Source organism: Kitasatospora sp. NPDC002551 (genome assembly GCF_040296005.1).
Taxonomy (GTDB): Bacteria; Actinomycetota; Actinomycetes; order Streptomycetales; family Streptomycetaceae; genus Kitasatospora.
Window position 1 is genome coordinate 28,497 of record NZ_JBEOWI010000012.1, and the last position, 19,528, is coordinate 48,024.

General features: G+C 73.0%; 17 protein-coding genes and 1 tRNA gene. 5 read left to right on the forward strand and 13 right to left on the reverse strand.

Features of this window, described 5'->3' with window-relative positions:
- Position 1: 1 nt before the first annotated feature.
- The 12 genes from ABT093_RS13815 to ABT093_RS13870 form a co-directional block, all read right to left on the reverse strand.
- Entirely contained in the window at positions 2–697 is a 696-nt protein-coding gene (locus tag ABT093_RS13815) for a 5'-methylthioadenosine/S-adenosylhomocysteine nucleosidase family protein (RefSeq protein WP_350563857.1), read from the reverse strand.
- A complete protein-coding gene (gene shc, locus ABT093_RS13820) occupies positions 694–2,787 on the reverse strand; it encodes a squalene--hopene cyclase (RefSeq protein WP_350563860.1) in 2,094 nt (697 codons plus the stop codon). The genes ABT093_RS13815 and shc overlap by 4 nt, the downstream gene beginning before the upstream one ends.
- Before the next feature lie 7 nt (positions 2,788–2,794).
- Positions 2,795–3,883 (reverse strand): polyprenyl synthetase family protein, encoded by a 1,089-nt coding sequence (locus ABT093_RS13825; protein ID WP_502884221.1) that lies wholly within the window; start codon positions 3,881–3,883, stop codon positions 2,795–2,797.
- Positions 3,884–4,053: 170 nt separating this feature from the next.
- Positions 4,054–5,490, reverse strand: coding sequence for a hydroxysqualene dehydroxylase HpnE (gene hpnE / locus ABT093_RS13830; protein ID WP_350563862.1), 1,437 nt, complete (start codon positions 5,488–5,490; stop codon positions 4,054–4,056).
- Between the two features lie 166 nt (positions 5,491–5,656).
- On the reverse strand, positions 5,657–6,514 hold the full coding sequence (gene hpnD / locus ABT093_RS13835; protein ID WP_350564043.1) for a presqualene diphosphate synthase HpnD: 858 nt from the start codon (positions 6,512–6,514) through the stop codon (positions 5,657–5,659).
- A gap of 41 nt (positions 6,515–6,555) precedes the next feature.
- A complete protein-coding gene (gene hpnC, locus ABT093_RS13840; RefSeq protein WP_350564044.1) occupies positions 6,556–7,545 on the reverse strand; it encodes a squalene synthase HpnC in 990 nt (329 codons plus the stop codon).
- A gap of 319 nt (positions 7,546–7,864) precedes the next feature.
- Complete coding sequence (locus ABT093_RS13845; protein ID WP_350756332.1) at positions 7,865–8,668, reverse strand: ABC transporter ATP-binding protein; 804 nt, start codon at positions 8,666–8,668, stop codon at positions 7,865–7,867.
- Between the two features lie 34 nt (positions 8,669–8,702).
- Positions 8,703–9,638 (reverse strand): ABC transporter permease, encoded by a 936-nt coding sequence (locus ABT093_RS13850; RefSeq protein WP_350563864.1) that lies wholly within the window; start codon positions 9,636–9,638, stop codon positions 8,703–8,705.
- A gap of 153 nt (positions 9,639–9,791) precedes the next feature.
- Positions 9,792–10,637 (reverse strand): glycosyltransferase family 2 protein, encoded by an 846-nt coding sequence (locus tag ABT093_RS13855; RefSeq protein ID WP_350564047.1) that lies wholly within the window; start codon positions 10,635–10,637, stop codon positions 9,792–9,794.
- A gap of 161 nt (positions 10,638–10,798) precedes the next feature.
- Complete coding sequence (locus ABT093_RS13860) at positions 10,799–11,536, reverse strand: CDP-alcohol phosphatidyltransferase family protein (RefSeq protein ID WP_350564048.1); 738 nt, start codon at positions 11,534–11,536, stop codon at positions 10,799–10,801.
- Between the two features lie 91 nt (positions 11,537–11,627).
- On the reverse strand, positions 11,628–12,701 hold the full coding sequence (locus tag ABT093_RS13865) for an iron-containing alcohol dehydrogenase family protein (protein WP_350563867.1): 1,074 nt from the start codon (positions 12,699–12,701) through the stop codon (positions 11,628–11,630).
- Complete coding sequence (locus ABT093_RS13870) at positions 12,689–13,444, reverse strand: phosphocholine cytidylyltransferase family protein (RefSeq protein WP_350563869.1); 756 nt, start codon at positions 13,442–13,444, stop codon at positions 12,689–12,691. The genes ABT093_RS13865 and ABT093_RS13870 overlap by 13 nt, the downstream gene beginning before the upstream one ends.
- 363 nt (positions 13,445–13,807) lie before the next feature.
- Here ABT093_RS13870 and idi point away from each other — a divergent pair, with 363 nt between their 5' ends.
- Positions 13,808–14,503, forward strand: coding sequence for an isopentenyl-diphosphate Delta-isomerase (gene idi, locus ABT093_RS13875; RefSeq protein ID WP_350563872.1), 696 nt, complete (start codon positions 13,808–13,810; stop codon positions 14,501–14,503).
- A 113-nt stretch (positions 14,504–14,616) separates the two neighbouring features.
- Here the strand turns inward: idi and ABT093_RS13880 are convergent, their stop codons facing one another.
- Entirely contained in the window at positions 14,617–15,114 is a 498-nt protein-coding gene (locus tag ABT093_RS13880; protein ID WP_350563874.1) for an ATP-binding protein, read from the reverse strand.
- A gap of 330 nt (positions 15,115–15,444) precedes the next feature.
- On the opposite strand from ABT093_RS13880, the gene ABT093_RS13885 reads away from it, so the two are divergent.
- The 4 genes from ABT093_RS13885 to ABT093_RS13900 all read left to right on the forward strand — a co-directional run bounded on the left by ABT093_RS13885 (position 15,445) and on the right by ABT093_RS13900 (position 19,518).
- Positions 15,445–15,532: transfer RNA gene (locus ABT093_RS13885), tRNA-Leu, on the forward strand.
- A 248-nt stretch (positions 15,533–15,780) separates the two neighbouring features.
- Positions 15,781–17,433, forward strand: a complete 1,653-nt coding sequence (locus tag ABT093_RS13890) for an APC family permease (RefSeq protein ID WP_350563876.1) — start codon at positions 15,781–15,783, stop codon at positions 17,431–17,433.
- A 178-nt stretch (positions 17,434–17,611) separates the two neighbouring features.
- A complete protein-coding gene (locus ABT093_RS13895) occupies positions 17,612–18,502 on the forward strand; it encodes an ABC transporter substrate-binding protein (protein ID WP_350563878.1) in 891 nt (296 codons plus the stop codon).
- Complete coding sequence (locus ABT093_RS13900) at positions 18,499–19,518, forward strand: amino acid ABC transporter permease (protein WP_350563881.1); 1,020 nt, start codon at positions 18,499–18,501, stop codon at positions 19,516–19,518. Before ABT093_RS13895 ends, ABT093_RS13900 begins: the two co-directional genes overlap by 4 nt.
- Positions 19,519–19,528: the final 10 nt, after the last annotated feature.

Consider the following 19,528-nt stretch of genomic DNA (forward strand, 5'->3'; position numbering starts at 1 on the left):
GCTAGCTCGCCTCCTGGGGGAGCGTCGAGGATGTCGGGTGGTTGAGGGCGGCGGGCGCGGGGCGGCCGCGGGGCGGCCGGTCGTCGCGCAGGTGCCAGTCGACCAGGGCGGGCACCGTGGAGCGCAGGGTGCGCCAGGCGCGGACGCCGGCCGGCAGGGTGCCCGGGCGCAGCAGCTCGCGCTCGGGCGTGTCGACCACGACCCGCAGGACGGCCGCGGGCAGGCCCGGGCGCAGCTCGCACAGGGCCGCCAGCACGGCGGCGGCCTCCATGTCGACGGCGAGCGCGCCCTGGAGGTGCAGGGCGCGCCGTTCCAGGCCGCGCACCACGTGGTCGGCGGTGTGGTGCACGCCGGTGTGCGCGGTCAGGCCGCGCACGGTCAGGGCCCGGGTGAGCGCCGGGCCGGAGTCGACGGCGAAGTGGTTGCCCTCGGCATCGCGCACCCCGTCGGCAACGATCACGTCACCGGGCGTTATTCCCGGCGCGACGGCGGCGCCGAAGCCGGCCACCACGACGGCCCCGTAGCCGCCCGGGGCCGCGGTGAGCAGCCTCCTGACGGTATGTGAGGCGCGCCGCCGGCCGACGCCGGTGCGCACCACGACGGGCGGGCCGCCCGCCGCGCCGCGCCAGTCCCCGCCGCGCAGGGCCCACACCTCGGGGCCGAGCGCGCAGAGGACCAGCAGCGGGGAAGCGGTCACCGGGACGCCCCGATCGCCGCCGGGCCGCCGGCCGGGCGGCCGACGGCGGGGTTGCCGTGCAGATAGCGGCCGAGCGCGGTGACCGGGAACACCAGCCGGTACAGGTGGTAGTTGATGGAGAAGTCCCACGGGAAGCCGGTGCCGGTGAACTGGGGCTCGTCCCAGGTGCCCTCGGGCAGCTGGGTGCGCACCAGCCAGTCCACGCCGCGCTCCACCGCCGGGTTGGCCCGGCCGTCCGGCCCCTCGCCGGCCGCGAGCAGCGCCATCAGCGCCCACGCGGTCTGCGAGGCGGTGGAGTCGCCCCGCCCGGCCCAGCGCGCCGGGTCGTCGTAGGAGCGCATGTCCTCGCCCCAGCCGCCGTCGGCGTTCTGACGGTCCTCCAGCCAGCGCACCGACCGGCGGATCGCCGGGTGCTCGGCCGGGACGCCGGCCGCGACCAGCGCGGGCAGCACCGAGCCGGTGCCGTAGATGTAGTTGGTGCCCCAGCGGCCGAACCAGGAGCCGTCCGCCTCCTGGTTGCGCAGCAGCCACTCCACGCCGCGCCGGGTGCGCGGGTCGTGCGCCCGGCCGACCTCGGCGAGCATCTCCACGACGTGCGCGGTGACGTCCGCCGACGGCGGGTCGACGACCTCGCCGAAGTCGCAGAACGGCAGCTTGTTCGGCAGGGTGCTGGTGTTGTCGACGTCGAAGGCGCCCCAGGCCCCGTTCTTGGACTGCATGCCGAGGTTCCAGCGCACGCCCCGGTCGACGGAGGCGGCCACCTTGGCGGGGTCGGGGTGGGCGACCCGGCGCAGCGCGAGCACCACCTCGGCGGTGTCGTCGATGTCCGGGTAGGTGTCGTTCTCGAACTCGAAGGCCCAGCCGCCGGGGGCGAGCGAGGGCCGCTTGACCGACCAGTCGCCGTGCTTGGTGATCTCCTCGCCGAGCATCCAGTCGACGGCGGAGACCAGCGCCGGGTGGTCGGCCGGCACGCCGGCGTCGACCAGGGCGATGGTGGCCAGGCAGGTGTCCCAGACCGGGGACTGGCAGGCCTCCAGCCAGCGCCGGCCGTCGGGGGTGTGCACGGTGAAGCGGTCGAAGGACGCCAGCCCGGCGCGCATCACCGGGTGGTCGAGCTCGTAGCCCTCCAGGTGCAGGGCGATCAGCGAGTAGACGGCGGGCGGCTGGATGCCGCCCCAGCAGCCGTCGGCCTCCTGGCGCTCGACGATCCAGCGGCAGGCCTGGGAGAGCGCGAGCCGGCGCAGCGGGCGCAGGGCGCGCCGGTGGTAGGCGTGCAGGACCTTGTCGAGGCGTTCGAACAGGCCGTCCCAGCTGGTGGCCGGGGCGAGCGGCCGGGCGGGGTAGGGGTCGTCCGGGTCGGTGTGCAGCTCGGTGAGCGGGAAGGGCGCCGGGCGCACCGGGCGGTGCGCGGAGACGATGGTCAGCGGGACGATGGTCTGCCGGGCCCAGCAGCCGAAGGCGTAGATGTTCAGCGGCAGCCACTTGGGCAGGAACATGATCTCGGGCGGCATCTCGGGCAGCCGCTCCCAGGGCCACCAGCCGAAGAGCGCGAGCCAGATCCGGGTGAACACCCGGGAGGCCGCGATGCCTCCGGCGGAGCGGATCCAGCGGGCGGCGGCCTGCATGTGCGGGGCGCCGGGGTCGTCGCCGGCGAGCTTCAGCGCGACGTACGCCTCGACGGTGGTGGAGAGTTCGGCCGGCCCGCCGTGGAAGGTGGACCAGGTGCCGTCCTCGCGCTGCTGGGAGCGGATCCACTCGGCGGTGGCCTTGGTCTGCTCCTCGGTGAGGATTCCGAGGAACTGCCGGAGCAGTAAGTCCTCGGCGTCCATCGTGACGTTGGTCTCCAGGTCGCCCTTCCACCACCCCTCGGAACTCTGCAGGGAGAGCAGGTGGGTGGTGGCACGGGCCAGCGCCTCCTCGGCGGAGGCGGCCCCGTCCGGCTGCTGATCGGTCCGGCCGGCCGGGGCGTCCGGGGCGGATCCCTCGGGCTGCCACCGCCCGGCGCTCAGCAGCGCCGGGGGGAGGCCTCCCACCGCGACCGGCTCGGAATCGTACTCAGGGTCGAGCCGGCCGTCCGCGGTTGCTGTCAACGTAACGTCACCTCTCTCGTACCACCACGAATTCGGCGAGTGCGACGAAGTGCTCGCGCACCACGTCGGGCATGGGCACCTCGTCCAGGGCGGCGAGGGCAGTCGTGTGCTGGCGGCGGGCCTCCTCCTGGGTCCAGGCCCGCCCGCCGGCCTGCTCGATCAGCAGGGCCCGGGCGGCCAGCTCGGTCTCGCTCTCCTCGCCGCGCCCCTTGGGGTCGGCGAGCTGTTCGGCAAGTTCGCGGGAGGCCTTGCCGCCCTCGGCGAGGGCGGCGGCGACCGGCAGGGACTTCTTGCGCTGGCGCAGGTCGCCCCAGTGCGGCTTGCCGGTGACCTCGGTGGCCCCCCAGATGCCGAGCAGGTCGTCGACCGCCTGGAAGGCCAGACCCAGGTGCTCGCCGAAGCGCTGGAGGGAGTCCGCGGACCGGTCGTCGGCGCCGGCCAGGACGGCGCCGAGCGCCGAGGCGGCGGAGAGCAGGGCGGCGGTCTTGCCGCCCTCCATCTCCAGGCACTCGGCGACGGTGACGGTGTCCCGCTGCTCGAAGGCGACGTCCATCGCCTGGCCGTCGATCAGCCGGCGGCTGGCGGTGTTGAGCAGCCGGACGGCACGCGCGGCGTCGGTGGCGCTCGCGCCGCCCGCGGTGGCGGCGTCCAGCAGCACCTCCGTACCGAGCGTCGCCAGGGCGTCACCGACCAGGATCGCCTGGGCCGGTCCGAAGACCGTCCAGGCGGTGGCCCGGTGGCGCCGGGTCTCGTCACCGTCCATCAGATCATCATGGAGCAGGGAGAAGTTGTGCACCAGTTCAACAGCGACCCCACCGGGCACACCGGCTTCCGCCGGGGCGCCGGCGGCCTGGGCCGAGAGCAGGGCCAGGGCCGGGCGGACGGCCTTGCCACCGTCCCCCGCGACCGGCGCGCCGTCCCGGTCGATCCAGCCGAAGTGGTACGCCGCGACGGTGTCCATGGGTGCCGCCAGACGGGCGACGGCGGCCCTCAGCGGCGGGGTGCAGAGCGCGCGGGTGCGGTTGAGCAGCTCCGGCACCGAGACCGGTTCGGCATGTGCCGTGCCTCCGACGGCCCTGCCGATGCGTGACTCCACGTACGTTCCCTCTCCCTGGTGGTGCCTGGCCGCGTGGGACGGCCGGACGCTGGCGGTGGTGGTGCGGCCGGTGGGGCCACGGCCGGCGAGGGCGGTCGCGCCGCCGGGACCGAACGGGTGAACGCCCGCTCTGACGGGCTCGCCGCGGTCCCCGGCGTGCGGGGCGCCGGTCACCGCGGCCACCTCCCGTCGCCGCGGTCGACGGGCCGGCGCCGGCCCTCGGCGGCGAGGGCCGCGTCGGCGGCGGCGTGGCCGCTGCGCACGGCTCCCTCCATCGTGGCGGGCCAGCCGGTGGCCGTCCACGCGCCGGCCAGCAGCAGGCCGGGGACGGCGGTGCGCGGGCCGGGCCGCACTGCCGCCGTGCCCGGGGCCGGGTCGAAGGTGGCGGTGCGCTCGCGGGTGACGAAGAAGTCCAGCACCTCGGCCCCGCCGGCGGCGGGCAGCAGCCGGGCCAGCTCCGGCAGGTAGCGGCGGCGCAGCTCGGCCACCGGCAGGTCGATCTCGTCCTGCACCGCGGACTGCGACAGCGCCAGGTACTGGGCCCCGGGGTGGGCGGCGCCGAGCGCGGTACCGGCCAGGCCGGAGTGCGCGCTGCGGTCGAAGACCCACTGGATCGGCGAGCCGAGGGCGGCGAAGAACGGCCTGCGCAGCACCCGGCGGTCGTAGATCACGTGCACGTTGAGGATCGGCGCGGTGCCGAAACCGGCGAGCCGCTCCTGTCCGGCGACGGCGTCCGGCGGCAGCAGGGCCGCCGCGGTGTCCTGGGCGCCGGCCAGCACCACGGTGTCGGCGGCGAGCGGCTCGTCGACGCCCTCCAGCCGGACGGCGTGCTGCGGGACGGCCGGCTTGAGCTCCGCCACCCGGGCGCGCAGCAGCACCTTCACCCCGGCGCGCTCCAGCTCGGCGAGCGCCCGGTCGTGATGGATCACGCCGAGCGGGACGGCGGCCGTGCCGATGTCGGAGGCCCCGGGATCGGAGAGCAGCCCGGTCTTGAACACCATGGCCGCGAGCGCCAGCGACACCTGGTCGGCCCGGGCGTTCAGGGTGGCCACGCCGACGAGGTCCCACAGCGCGGCGAGGGTGCGCTCGTTCTGGCCCTGGCGGCGCAGCCAGTCGCCGAAGGAGACCGCGTCCAGCGCCGGGTCGGCGAGGTCCAGGCGGCGCAGCGCGAGGGCGCCGCGGACCACCCGGGCCCGGTCGGCCGGGCTCAGGTGCGGGTAGCGGGCCAGGCTGCCGGCCAGGTGCAGCGGCACCGGCAGCGCGGCGCGCTCCAGCCGCCCGAGGGTGCGCACGGGCGCGTCGGCGGGCCCGGAGACCCCCAGCACGGGCACCTCCAGCCGGTCCTGGAGGTGCACCAGCCGGTTGGCGCCCAGCCGCTCCAGCAGGCCCCGGTAGGCGGTGCAGCAGCGCAGGTAGACGTGCTGGCCGTTGTCGACGGTCAGCTCGCCTCGCTGGAAGGAGAAGGCCAGCCCGCCCAGCCGGGGGCGGCCCTCGGCGAGGGTGACCCGGTGGCCGGCCTCGGCCAGCCGCAGGGCTGCGGTGATGCCCGCCAGACCGCCGCCGACCACGACAGCGGCCGGGCGCGCGGCGTCGGCTCGCCCGGTCATCGGCTCTCCCCCTCGCGTCCCGCGCCCGGGCCGGTCGTGGCCGGAGCGCCCGTGGTCATTGCGGTCGGACCCGGGAACAGCTCGGTCGGATCCGGCACAGCCGTCAACAGGGCTCTACCCAGAAGTGATTCCCCGCTGACACAGCGTGACAGAACTGTGGCAAGAATCAAGAACGCCCCCCGGCGAGCCCGGAAAGCGCCACATACGCCTTCTCCCAGCCCGGCAGCGACACCCGGCCGCGCAGCACCGACTCCGGGTCGGCGGCGATCCGGCCGAGCAGCCGGTGGTAGATGCCCGCCATCGCGGCGGTGCAGGCCCGGCTGCGGCGGTCGAGCATCGGCAGCAGCCGCAGGCCCTCCTCGAAGGCCTGCTGGGCGCGGGCCGCCTCGAAGGAGATCAGGCCCGTGAAATCGGCGCCGACCGGCGGCCGGGGCTGGGCGAAGCCCTCCTGGCAGCCGAACCGCACGAGGTCCTCGGTCGGCAGGTAGGTGCGGCCGTTCAGGGCGTCCTCGCGCAGGTCGCGCAGGATGTTGGTGAGCTGGAGCGCCAGGCCCAGGGTGTCCGCGTACCGGGCACCGCGCTCGGGGTCGTCGCAGCCGTAGACGCCGAGCGACAGCCGCCCGATCGCCCCGGCCACGCACCGGCAGTAGACCTTCAGCTCCTCGAACGTCTGGTACTCGGCGCCCTTGAGGTCCATCTCGACCCCGTCGATCAGCTCGTCGAAGCCGCCGAGCGGGATCGGGAAGCGCCGGGCCGCGTCCGCCAGCGCGACCTTGATCGGGTCGGTGTCGTCCTCCGCGACCGAACCGGCCCGGATCTCGTCGAGCAGCTCGCGGGTGCGCAGCAGGGCCTCGGCCTTGCGGTCGTCCGGGAGGTCGCCGTCGCCGATGTCGTCCACCCGGCGCGCGAGGGCGTACAGGGCCGACATGGCCAGCCGCTTCGGCTCCGGCAGCAGCCTGATGCCGTAGCTGAAGTTGCGGGCCTGCAGCCCGGTCACTGCCTCGCAGTACCGGTACGCCGCCATGACGGGCGCGGACGCCAGTGGTGATGCCGCCACTCGGGCGTTCACCTTCCCTTCGCGAAAATGGCCGCCGCCCTCGCTGCGAGACGGCGCTTGTCCGGCTTCGGCTGCTGGGCGAGCACGTCGTACCCGGCGTCCTCGACGGCCGCCAGGGCCGCGTAGCCACCCGCGGTGAATCCCGCCAGGAGCAGTCGAAGCCTCCCCCGAACCGTACCTACCAACGGCGCACCTCGGTCGAGCAGGGTGCGGGCACGGTCCACCTGGAAGGCGATCAGGCGGCGCACGGCGGGGCCCGCGCCCGGCGCGGCGAGGTCCTCCTCGGTGACGCCGAACCGCTCCAGGTCCTCGGCGGGCAGGTAGATCCGGCCGCGGGCGAGGTCCTCGGCGACGTCCTGGAGGTGCTCGACGATCTGCAGGGCGGTGCAGACGGCGTCGGACATCGCGACCCGCTCGGGGGTGGAGACGCCGGCGATGGACAGCACCAGGCGCCCGACCGGGTCGGCGGAGAGCGTGCAGTAGCCGAGCAGGTCGTCGTAGGTGGCGTAGCGGTCGGTGGTCTGGTCGACCCGGTTGGCCTCGATCAGCCGGCGGAACGGCTCCGGGCTGAGCCCGTGCCGGTCGACCAGTGGGACCAGCGGGCGCAGCAGCGGGTGGCGGGGGGCCTCGGCGGCCGTGGAAGGGGCGAGGGCGGTCTCGAAGACCCGGTCGAGGTCGCGCTCCAGGCCGTCCAGCAGGGCGAGCCGGAAGGCGGTCTCCTGCGCGCCGGGCCGGTGCGGGCCGGCGGGCCCGGCCGCGGGGGGCGGGGCGGGCGTGCCGAGCAGGGCGGCGGTGCCGACCGGGTCGGCGAGGTCGCCGTCGCCGGCGTCGTCCACCAGCCGGGCGAAGCCGTAGACCGTCATGAGGTCGTCGCGCCACGCGGCGGGCAGGAAGAACGGGGCGACCGGGAAGTTCTCCGCGCTCGCCTTGGCGAGGGTCGCCGCTCCCGCGGCGCCCTCGGCCGGGGACTCACTGTTGGGCTGGGCCGAAGCCGACACTGCTGTCACTCCCCCGTTCTACACCGCTCCGGTGATCGGCCCGAGTCGGACACGCGTCCGATCACGGGAGTCACGTCCGGCACACCACCCCCGCGCCTACAGCCTGACACCAACGCCCGCGCCGGAGAAGAGCGCCTCACCCGGCGCACGGGGCGCTCACCCGGGCGGCGGCGGGCCACCCGGGGCACGGCGGGGCGGGCCGGGGGCGCACGAACGACGGCGGGGCCGGGCCCGGATTCTGCTCCGGGCCCGGCCCCGCCGCTCGGTCCTGTGGCGCCCCGCGCCCGTCCTGCGCGGAGCCGGGCCGTCCTGTGCGCCGCTACGGGCGCTCGCCGCGCTCGTAGCGGCGGACGACCTCCTCGGTCGGCCCGTCCATGACGAGCTCGCCGGCCTCGATCCAGATGGTCCGCTCGCAGGTCTCGCGGATCGACGCGTTGTCGTGGCTGACCAGGAAGACCGTACCGGCCTCCTCGCGCAGCTCCGTGATCCGCTTCTTGCTGCGCTTCTGGAAGGCCTGGTCACCGGTGGCCAGCGCCTCGTCGATGAGCAGCACGTCGTGGGTCTTGGCCGCCGCGATCGCGAAGCGCAGGCGGGCGCCCATGCCGGAGGAGTAGGTGCGCATCGGCAGCGAGATGAAGTCGCCCTTCTCGTTGATGCCCGAGAAGTCGACGATGTCCTGGTAGCGGCGCCTCACGTCGGCCGGCGACATGCCCATGGCCAGGCAGCCGAGGACGACGTTGCGCTCACCGGTCAGCTCGTTCATCAGCGCGGCGTTGACGCCGAGCAGCGAGGGCTGGCCGTTGGTGTAGATGCCGCCCTTCTCGGTCGGCAGCAGGCCGGCGATGGCCGCCAGCATGGTGGACTTGCCGGAGCCGTTGGAGCCGATCAGGCCGATCGCCTCGCCCTTGTACGCGGTGAAGCTGACGCCCTTCACCGCGTGCACCTCGCGTACGCCGGACCCGCGCTTGCGGCTGATGATCCGGCTGAGCGCCGAGGTGGCGCTGCCCTTGCCGGAGCCGGCGCCGTGCACCCGGTAGACGATGTGCACGTCGTCGACGACGACGGTGGGCTCGCGGGCCACGTCCGCGTCGAACACCTTGCGGCGCGGGGCGGCGTCCTTCAGGTCCTTGGTCAGATCGGTCCCTCGCACGTCGGTGTCAGCCACGGCCGTACTCCTCCTCAGCCTTCCAGAAGAAGACGTATCCGATGACCAGCATGCCCACACCCCAGGCGATGCCGTACTTCCACTGGTGCGGCGGGAACTCCAGGAACTGCTGCTGGTGCTTGTTGTAGATGACGGGTGCGAGCGCGTGGCGGACCAGGTCGATGTAGACGGAGGCCGGGTTGAGCTCCATCACCTTCTGCCAGAACTCCGGCCACTCCTTGATCTTGTCGGTGATGCTGTACATGACGCCGGAGAGGAACAGCCAGGCGCGCATCGCGAACGGGATCAGCTGGGAGATGTCGCTGGTCTTGGCGCCGACCCGGGCGAAGATCAGGGCGACACCGGTGTTGAACATCGACTGCAGCACCAGCGCGGGGACCACCAGGATCCAGGTCCGGCCGGGCTCGACGCCGTTCAGCAGGACCACGGCGAACAGCACGACCATCGAGATCAGCAGCTGCTGGAGCTGGATCACGGTGAACGCGATCGGCAGCGAGGCGCGCGGGAAGTGCAGCGCGCGGATCAGCCCGAGGTTGTCCGCGATCGCCCGGGTGCCGGACTGCACGGCGTTCTGGGTGAACTGGAAGATGAAGACGCCGATGCAGAGCCAGGCGACGTAGTACGGGTTGTCGTCCTTGTTGCTCAGGATCTCGCCGAAGACCAGGTAGAACACCGCGCAGTTCAGCAGCGGCGTCACGACCTGCCAGATCTGACCGAGCTTGGCGTCGGTGTACTGGGCCACCAGGCGCGCGGTGGCGAAGGCCCAGATGAAGTGACGGCGGGCCCAGAGCTGCTTGCTGTAGGCGAACAGGCCGGGCCGTCTGCCGCTCACGGTGAGACCGTACTTGTCCGCAAGCTGCTTGGGGGTCAGGCCCGCGTCCGCCCCCCTCGGGGCTGAGAGGCTGACGGGTTCACTCACTGTCGACACATTCGTCCTTCGGGCGGGATCGTCGGGGCGGGCCGGTCGGCGGGGGTCCGCCGGCCTTGCGCCGATGGGGATCCACTCGGATCTCGGGGGGAGTGTGGCCGGTGTGTGGTCACCGGCCATGACGACCGTCCTACCGTACGGTCGTCGGACGGATCAGATGACCGGCGGTCGGCCCAGCCTGGTCAGGCGCCACACGGTACGCCATCGCATGGGCCGCCGCGCACCGCAGGGTTCGCGCCAGCCCGCCTTGAACCCGCCCAGCCAGGCCTTGAACGCCTCCGGGGAGGGCCGCCGGGCCAGCGTGAGCAGGAACCAGGTTCCCAGGTATAGAGGCACCAACAGGGCCGGAAGGTTCCGCCTGGCGAGCCAAACCCTGTTCCGGGCCACGTTGTGGAAGTACGTGGCGTGCCGGGCGGGCGAGGTCGTGGGGTGGTGGAGCACCACGTCGGCGCGGTAGTCGATGGCCCAGCCGGCGTCCAGCGCGCGCCAGGCGAGGTCGGTCTCCTCGTGCGCGTAGAAGAACTCGCCGGGCAGCTGGCCGGCGTTCTCGAACACGGCGCAGCGCACCGCGCTCGCACCGCCGAGGAAGGTGGTCACCCGGGAGGAACGCAGGGGGTCGCTGGCGCGCAGCCGGGGCACGTGCCGGCGCTGGGTGACGCCGGTGTCCGGGTCGGCGATCCGGAAGCTCACGATGCCGAGCTCCGGGTCGGCGGTGAAGGCCTCGCGCAGCAGTCGGGCCGAGTCGGTGCCGGGCAGCCGGCCGTCGTCGTCCAGGAACAGCACCGCGTCGACGTCCCGGCCGTCGGGGCCGAACAGCTCGATGCCGACGTTGCGCCCGCCGGGGATGCCGACGTTCTCGGGCAGCTCGACCGAGCGCACGCCCTCCGGGAGCGGGGGCATCGGGACGCCCTGGGCGACCACGGCCAGCTCGACGGGCGGGCCCTGCTGGGCGCGGACCGACTCGATCAGCGCGGTCAGCTCGGCGGGGCGGTTGCCCATGGTGATGATGACCGCGCCGAGCCGGAAGGCGTCGGCGCCGGTGGCGCTGGTGGGCACGGTGCTCCCCGTCGTCTCGGTCCCCGTTGTCGTCGCTGCCGTCGCTGCCGTCGCTGCCGTCGGCCCGGTCGCGGCCCCGGCCGGTCCGGCCCCCGTCGCGCCGCTCACCGGAGCCTGCTCGACAGGACGATGCTCAGCAGGTGCAGCACGGTCTGCAGCATGGCGATCGCGGCCAGCACGACCACCGCGATCCGGGTGAAGAACAGGCCCCCGTGGACGACGTCGGCGACGCCCGCGGCCAGGATGAACAGCGAGGCCTCGACCGCGCCGACCAGCCGGTGGAACTTGAGGAGCGAGGCGGCCCGGCGGGCCCTGGCGACCCCGGCCGAGCGCGGCACCGAGGCGCTGTCCTCCACCGCCGTCATGCCGCTGCGGGCCCGGGCGACGTCGACCAGGTCGGTCTCCGACTTGATCAGGATCGCGCCGAGCGCGGCCAGGGTGCCGAGGAACGCCCACTCCCAGTGCGCGGCGGAGCCCTCGCGGTGGAACAGGTCGGTGGCGCGCAGGCCCAGGCCGGTCAGCAGCGCCGCCTCGGACATGTAGTGGCCGACCCGGTCCAGGTAGACGCCGGTGAGCGAGGTCTGCCGGCGCCAGCGGGCCACCTCGCCGTCCACGCAGTCCAGCAGCAGGTACAGCTGGATCAGCAGGGCCGCCAGCACGGCGCCCGCGATCCCCGGCACGACCAGCGCGGCACCGGCCAGGATGCCGGTGACCATCATCAGGTAGGTCAGGCCGTTGGGCGTGATCGCCGTCACGGTGGACAGCACCCGGGTGATCCGCAGCGAGATCCGCCGCATGTAGAGCCGGCCGGCCCAGTGCTCGGCGCTGCGGCGCTGGAGCATGCCCTCCGGGTGGATCACCGCGCGCAGTTCCTCGATCGAGGGCCGGCGGGTCAGGTCCACCGGCGGCGGCGTGGCCCCCGGGGCGGAGCGGTCAGCTGTTGACGGCTTGGACATAGTCGGCGTACGCGTCCCTGATTGCGGAAGGGGAGAGGTCGAGGTGCTCGAGGATGGTGAAGCGGCCCGGCCTGGTGTTCGGAGCGTAGTGCACCGCCTCGGTGAACTCCGCCTCGGTGAAGCCGATCTGAGCGGCGGTCACCGGCAGTCCGTGGTGCGCCAGGCGCTCCGCGATCAGGCCGGACAGCTCACGCTCGCCCCGCAGGAAGCTGGCGAAGGCGGCACCGAGGCCGACCTGCTCGCCGTGCTGGGCGGACCGCTTGGGATACAGCACGTCCAGGGCATGCGAGATCTCGTGGCAGGCGCCCGACGAGGGCCGGGTGCTGCCCGCGATGTTCATCGCGATGCCGGACAGTACCAGTGCCTCCGCGAGGGCCGTGAGGAAGCCCCTGTCCTGGAGGTTTCCCGGGTGGCGCAGCAGGTTCTCGCCGGCCGAGCGGGCCATCGCGACGGCCAGCCCGTCGACCGGCTCGCCGGTCTCGGCGTGCGACAGCTCCCAGTCGGCGCAGGCCGAGATGTTGGAGACGATGTCGCCGATGCCGGCCGCGACGAAGCGCGGCGGGGCGCCCGTGATCACGTCCAGGTCGATCACGATGCCGATCGGGCTGGGCACCCCGTAGGAGCCGCGCCCGGCGTCGTTGTCGAGGGTGGAGACGGGCGAGCAGATGCCGTCGTGGGCGAGGTTGGTCGGGACGGAGACCAGCGGCAGGCCGATCCGCGCGGCGGCGTACTTGGCGACGTCGATGATCTTGCCGCCGCCCAGCGCCACCACGGTGTCGTAGTGGCCGCCGCGCACGCCGCCGCGGATCTCGTCCGCGAGCCGGACCGCGCTGTCGAGGCTGCCGTCCTCGACGCTGTACCAGTCGGCGCCGGGGAGCGCCGGCTCCAGCCGGGCGCGCAGCACCGAGCCCGAGCCGTTGCTGATCGCCACCGCGATCCGGCCCGAGGCGGACAGCCGCTGGTCGGCGAGGATGCCGCCGAGCGCGTCCAGCGCGCCCGGGCGGATCTCCACGAAGACCGGTGACGGCACCAGCCGGGTCAGTACTGGCACGCGATCTCCCGCGCCTTCGCCAGGTCGTCGTGGTTGTCGACCTCGACCCAGGAGACCTCGCCGATCGGCTGGACGTCGATGCGCAGGCCCCGGTCGACCATCTCCTGGTAGCCGTCCTCGTAGTACAGCTGCGGGTCGCGCTCGTAGGTGGTGCGCAGGGCGTCGGCGAGGTCCGCGGCGGCGGACGGGTTGATCACGGTGACGCCGATGTACTCGCCGGTGGCCTCGGCCGGGTCCATCAGCTTGGTGATGCGGCGCATGCCGGCGGTGGGGTGGACGACGACCTTCATCTCCTCGTCGGCGAGCCGCTTCACCGTGTCGAGGGCCAGCAGGATGCCGGGCGCGCGGCCCTCGGCGGTCAGCCGGGCGTTGCCGTCGAGCACGGTGCGCTGGACGGAGGCCGGGTGGACGGTGTCGCCGTTGGCGAGCAGCAGGCCCTCGGTGAAGAGGTCGCGGGCGCACCAGAGCGAGTAGGCGTTGTTCCACTCCTCCGCCTTGTCGTTCTCGACCAGGGTGAGCTTGACGCCGTACTTCCGCTCCAGGGCGTCCTTGCGCTCCTCCACCGCCTCCTTGCGGTAGCCGACCACGATCGCCGCCTCGCGCAGGCCGACCTCGGCGAAGTTGCCGAGGGTGAGGTCCAGGACCGTCCGCTCCCCGTCGACCGGCACCAGTGCCTTGGGCAGGGTGTCGGTGTACGGGCGCAGTCGGCGGCCGGCGCCGGCTGCCAGAACGAGGCCGATCATGCGGGGTCTCCTGATCCGTCGTGCGGTGCGCGGCCGCGCGCGGCTACCGGGAGTCTCCGGGTGACCGGCGATGGCGCGCCGGGGCCGCCGAGATGCGGCCGCGGTGTCCTATGTGATGGTAGGCGACCACGACGACCAGCCCGTACGCGGCCGGAGCGTCGAACACAGATCGAACACATTCCGAACAGTTCTGCGAGTGGGACGGTCCTCCCCGGCCCCGGGCACCCCCCGTCCCACCGGGATGTGCGTGGGACCTCTGCACGGTGCCACCCGTACGGCAGACTGGGGCGCGACGCCACCGGTGCGAGCCGTGGTCGCTCCCCGTGCTCCCGAAGTGCTCCCGAAGCTGCCGAAAGAGGCCTCATGCCCCAGAGTCTGCCGACCGACCGACCCACCCACCTCGCCCCGGAGACCGGAGCGGACGCCCCCACCGGGGCCGCCCCGTCGCTGGACACCGGCCTCGACACCGGCCTCGACGTGGAGACGGACGTGGACACCGCGGCACCCGCCGGCGGCGTGCCGGAGGAGATCCTGCTGGAGCTGGTCGACGACGAGGGCGTGACGATCGGCACCGGCGAGAAGCTCTGGGCCCACCAGCAGCCCGGCCGGCTGCACCGGGCGTTCTCGGTCTTCCTCTTCGACCGCCAGGGCCGGCTGCTGCTCCAGCGCCGGGCGCTCGGCAAGTACCACTCCCCCGGCGTCTGGTCGAACACCTGCTGCGGCCACCCCTACCCCGACGAGCAGCCGTTCGTGGCCGCCGCCCGGCGGACCGCGGAGGAGCTGGGCGTCGCCCCGGCGCTGCTCTGCGAGGCCGGCACGGTCCGCTACGACCTGCCGGACGAGGCGTCCGGGCTGATCGAGCGGGAGTGGAACCACCTGTTCGTGGGCCTGGTCACCGGGCCGGTGCGGCCGGACCCGGAGGAGGTGGACGACTACGCCTTCGTGACCGCCGAGGAGCTGCGCGCGCTGGAGGCGGAGCGGCCGTTCTCGGTGTGGTTCCGGACCGTCTTCGAGGCCGCCCTGCCGGGGATCCGCGAGGTCGCCGGCAACTCCTGGTAGGCCGCCCGCCCGCCGCCGGGCCGCTCCGGCCGCCGCCCGGGCCGTTCCGGCTTCCGCCCGGGCCGTTCCGGCTTCCCGCCCCGGCCGGGCAGGGCAGGGCCGTTCGGGGTGGGTCAGGGCCGTTCGGGGCAGGTCCGGTCGGGGCCGGCCCCCCGGGGGAGCGGCAGCGAGGCCCAGATGACCTTGCCGCCCTCCCCCGCCTTCTCCACGTCGCACACCCCGCCGGCCTGCAGCGTGACGCTCTTCACCAGCAGCAGTCCGCGCCCGCCGGTCCGCCCGGTGTCGGCCACCAGCGCCTTCGGCCGGTACGGGTCGCCGTCCTGGACGGCGACCCGTACCCATCCGCCGCGCACCGTCAGCTCGGTGGTCACCTCCGGCGACAGCTCGGCGGCGTGCGTCACCGCGTTGCCGACCAGCTCCGAGACGATCAGCAGCAGGTCGTCCACCAGCTCCTGGTAGCGGATCTCCGCCAGACCCTGGGCCAGCAGCCGGTCGCGCACCGCGTGCCGGGTGCGCGGCACCGAGGCCTGCTCGGCGGGCACGGTGAAGCGCCACACCCCTTCGGCGGGGCCGCCCCGTGCCGCCGCCCCTTCCTCGCTGATCCGCTCCACGTCCAGCCGCCCTTCGTCCGCGACCCCGGGAATGAGGCGTTCCGCTCATGGCGTCCTCGGTGCACAGAGGCTAGGAGAGCCGCCCCCGCGGCCGGGGCACCGTCGACAAGTTGCCCGTGTCGGACCGCCCCTGCCCGTTCCCGACCGTTCACCGTCCGCAACCCGACCGTCTACCGCCGTCGAACCACCGCTTCGCGCACACCGGCGATCCATCCCGCTGCCCCGCACCATCCCCACCGGGGAAACGAAGGTGAGAAGCACGCCGAAACCCTGGTAATGTTCTCTCTGTCGCCGAGGGGGCGAGCAAAAATCCCCCGGAGCACACACCCCGTCCGGGTGGCGGAATGGCAGACGCGCTAGCTTGAGGTGCTAGTGCCCTTTATCGGGCGTGGGGGTTCAAGTCCCCCCTCGGACACCATGAATTCCCCGTGGGAACTCGCAAGAGTTCCCACGGGGAATTTCTTTTTTCCGGAGCCCTTTCCGGGCGGTTCCTCGACCTTTCCCCGGCTCCGCCGTCCGGGCGAGATGGTTCGGACACGAGATGACAACGATCGGATGCTTTGGGGAGCATTTGAGGGTCATCTGAGGTTTCGCCCGATTTGGCCGTCTAGGCTGTCTCCGTTTGTCCGGAGAGCCACGTGAGCCATGAGACAGAGGACCGATACGGTGAGTGAACCCGAGTCGACGACGGCATCCCATCAGCACTACCGCCGCTCGCTCGGCACGATCAGCCTCACCGCCGTGGGTCTGGGGTCGATCATCGGGTCCGGCTGGCTCTTCGGGGCCGAGCGGGCGGCACGACTGGCCGGGCCGGCGTCGATCGTCGCCTGGGTCATCGGGGCGGCCGTCGCCCTGACCATCGCGCTCACCTACAGCGAGCTGGGGTCGATGTTCCCCAAGGCCGGCGGCATGGTCCGGTACGGGCAGTACTCGCACGGCTCGCTGGCCGGCTACCTGGCCGCCTGGGCCAACTGGATCGCCATCGTCTCGGTCATCCCCGGCGAGGCGACCGCCTCGGTGCAGTACATGAGCTCCTGGGACTTCGAGTGGGCCAAGGGCCTGTACGACGGACGGGAGCTGTCCGTCAGCGGCGTGGCGCTGGCCAGCGTGCTGCTGCTGGTGTACTTCGCGTTGAACTGGTTCGCGATCACGCTGTTCGCCAAGACCAACACCGCGATCACCGTGTTCAAGATCGTCGTGCCCACGCTCACCGCCGGCGCGCTGCTGTTCGCGCACTTCGACACCGAGCACTTCACCGACCACGGCGGCTTCGCCCCGAACGGCTGGAGCGCGGTGTTCACGGCGGTGGCCGTCTCCGGCATCGTCTGGGCGTTCAACGGCTTCCAGTCCCCGCTCAACCTGGCCGGTGAGGCCCGCAACCCCGGCAAGTCGCTGCCCAAGGCCGTGATCGGCTCGATCCTGATCGCCCTGGTGATCTACGTCGCGCTGCAGATCGCCTTCCTCGGCGCCGTCCCGACCGCCGACCTGGCCAACGGCTGGGGCGGCCTCGGCTACACCTCACCGCTCGCCGACCTCGCCGTCGCCTGGGGCCTGAACTGGCTGGCGCTGCTGCTCTACGCGGACGCCTTCGTCTCCCCCAGCGGCACCGGCATGATCTACGCCGCCACCACCTCCCGGATGATCCACGGAGTCCAGGAGAACGGCCACCTGCCGTCCGTCTTCGGCAAGGTCGACCGCCGCACCGGCATCCCGCGCCCCGCGCTGGTGCTCAACCTGGTCGTCGCCTTCGGCTTCCTCGCGGTCTTCCGCGGCTGGGGCTCGCTCGCCGAGATCGTCTCGGTGGCCACCGTGATCTCCTACATCACCGGCCCGGTCGCCGTGATGGCGCTGCGCCGCCTGGCGCCCGAGCTGCCGCGCCCGGTCCGGCTGCGCGCGATGCCGGTGATCGCCCCGGTCGCCATGATCTTCGGCTCGCTGGTGCTCTACTGGGCCCGCTGGCCGCTCACCGGCAAGGTCATCCTGCTGATGGCCGCCGGCCTGCCGATCTGGGCCTGGTACGAGCTGCGCAAGCCGTTCGCCGAGCTGAAGCCGCACCTCAAGGCGGGCGCCTGGATGATCGCCTACCTCTTCGTGATGGCCGGCGTCTCCTGGGCCGGCTCCGCCGACTTCGGCGGCCACGGCTACCTGCCGGAGGGCTGGGACCTCCTCGTCGTCGCCGTGATCGGCCTGGCCTTCTACGCCTGGGGCGTCCGCAGCGCCTGGGCCAACCCCTCCCTCGCCGCCGTCAAGCGCGAGATGCTGGAGACCGACACCGCGCCGGCGCCCACCCGGGAGAGCGCCGCGGTTCCCCAGGCCTGACCACCACGCCACATGCGAAAGCGCCGGCCGGACCCCCTCCGGCCGGCGCTTTCGCATGGGCGATCCGGGGGGGGGAGGCGTACGGATTTCGTTGGTCAGGGGGCAATAGATTCATCATCTTCCATTCAGCTGGGGACGGCTGCCAGCATCGGCGGACCGTCACCCGAGGGAGATGCCGATGAACCGCCCCCGTCCTCTGCGCTGTCTGGCCGCGCTGGCGCTGGTGGCCCTGGCCGCCACCGCCTGCGGGCGTTCCGATCAGGGCTCCGCCGCCGCGCCGGGTGCGGCCGCCGGCGACACCGCCGGGAAGAGCTCCGCCGAGCTGCTGCCCGGCAAGTACAAGCAGGCCGGCGTGCTGAGAGTCGCGACGGCCGTCGGGTACCCGCCGATGGAGATGTACAAGACGGGCACCACCGAGCTGACCGGTGTCGACCCGGACCTCGCCGCGGCGATCGCGGCCAAGCTCGGGCTGAAGCTGGAGATGACCAACGCCTCGTTCGACGGGCTGATCCCGGGCCTCCAGGCCGGCCGGTTCGACCTGGTGATGTCCTCGATGACCGACAGCGAGCAGCGCCGCCAGGCCGTCGACTTCGTCGACTACTTCCGCACCGGCGGGGTCGTCATGACCACCAAGGACAACCCCCAGGGCATCAAGTCCCTGGAGGACCTCTGCGGCAAGCAGGTGGTGCTGGCCAAGGGCAGCTCCAACCTGGAGATCGGCGAGCAGCAGAACGCCAAGTGCGCCGAGAAGATGACCATCTCGCAGAGCGAGGACGCCCCCACCGGACTGCTGCAGCTGGACAGCGGGCGGGCCGTCGCGACCATCGTGGACTACCCGGTGGCGCAGATGTTCGCCCAGAAGAGCGCCGCCTACCAGGTGATACCCGAGCAGTACGGGACGGCGCCGTGGGGCATCGCGGTGGCAAAGAAGGAGAGCGGGCTGCGCGACGCGGTGCAGCGGGCGCTCCAGGAGCTGATCGACTCGGGTGAGTACCGCACGGTGCTCGACAAGTACGAGGTCGGCGGCAGCGCCGTGGCCAAGGCCACCGTCAACACGGTCGGGCAGTGAGTGCGGTGGCGGGCGACGGCATGAGAGTCGAGGGTTCGGGCGTCGCGACCAAGGCCGCACCGGCTTCCGGGCCGGCTTCCGGGCCGGCCGAGGACGACCTCGCGCTGCGGGTCACCGGGCGGCCCCGGCCCGGGCGGTGGGTGGCGGTGCTGGCGGCGGCGTTCGCTGCGGTCTGGCTGGCGTACACCATCATCGTCAACCCCAACCTGCACTGGGACGTCATCGCGAAGTACCAGTTCGACGGGGTGATCCTGGAGGGCCTGTGGGTCACCGTCCAGCTGACCCTCATCTCGCAGGTGGCCGGCATCGTGATCGGTGTGATGGCGGCGGTGATGCAGCTGTCGGACAGCCCGGTGCTGCGGACCACGGCCGGCGCGTACACCTGGTTCTTCCGGGGGACGCCGCTGCTGGTGCAGCTGATCTTCTGGTTCAACCTCGCGCTGCTGTTCCCCGAGATCAGCATCGGCATCCCGTTCGACGGACCGAAGCTGGTCAGCTGGCAGACCAACGCGCTGATCACCGGCTTCGTCGCGGCGCTGCTGGGCCTGTCGATCAACGAGGGCGCCTACATGTCGGAGATCGTCCGGGCCGGCATCCAGAGCGTCGACCCCGGGCAGCGGGAGGCCGCGGCGGCCCTGGGCATGTCCAACCGGCAGATCCTGATCCGGGTGGTGCTGCCGCAGGCGATGCGGGTGATCATCCCGCCGTTCGGGAACCAGTTCATCTCCATGCTGAAGACCACCTCGCTGGTCTCGGTCATCGCGGGCGCCGACCTGATGACGGTCTCGCAGCACCTGTACCTGGCGAACTTCGAGGTCATCGCGCTGCTGGTGGTGGCGTCGATCTGGTACCTGGTGCTGACCACCATCGCGAGCGTCGCGCAGCACGCCGTGGAGCGGAAGTTCAGTCCCGGGGCGCAGACGGCGCGCCCGGCGCTCGGGCGGCGGGTGCTGCGCAACCTGCGGCCGGGCGGGGCGAGGAAGACGGACATGAGGAAGAAGGGGGCGGGCAAGTGACGGTGGCGAC

What these genes read in the sequence shown, in the direction of transcription:
- ABT093_RS13870 (WP_350563869.1), bottom strand. Translation starts at nt 13,444, where the DNA reads ATGATCGGCCTCGTTCTGGCAGCCGGCGCCGGCCGCCGACTGCGCCCG.
- idi (WP_350563872.1), top strand. Translation starts at nt 13,808, where the DNA reads ATGCCCCAGAGTCTGCCGACCGACCGACCCACCCACCTCGCCCCGGAG.
- hpnE (WP_350563862.1), bottom strand. Translation starts at nt 5,490, where the DNA reads ATGACCGGGCGAGCCGACGCCGCGCGCCCGGCCGCTGTCGTGGTCGGC.
- ABT093_RS13895 (WP_350563878.1), top strand. Translation starts at nt 17,612, where the DNA reads ATGAACCGCCCCCGTCCTCTGCGCTGTCTGGCCGCGCTGGCGCTGGTG.
- ABT093_RS13855 (WP_350564047.1), bottom strand. Translation starts at nt 10,637, where the DNA reads ATGGGCAACCGCCCCGCCGAGCTGACCGCGCTGATCGAGTCGGTCCGC.
- ABT093_RS13860 (WP_350564048.1), bottom strand. Translation starts at nt 11,536, where the DNA reads ATGCTCCAGCGCCGCAGCGCCGAGCACTGGGCCGGCCGGCTCTACATG.
- hpnD (WP_350564043.1), bottom strand. Translation starts at nt 6,514, where the DNA reads ATGGCGGCGTACCGGTACTGCGAGGCAGTGACCGGGCTGCAGGCCCGC.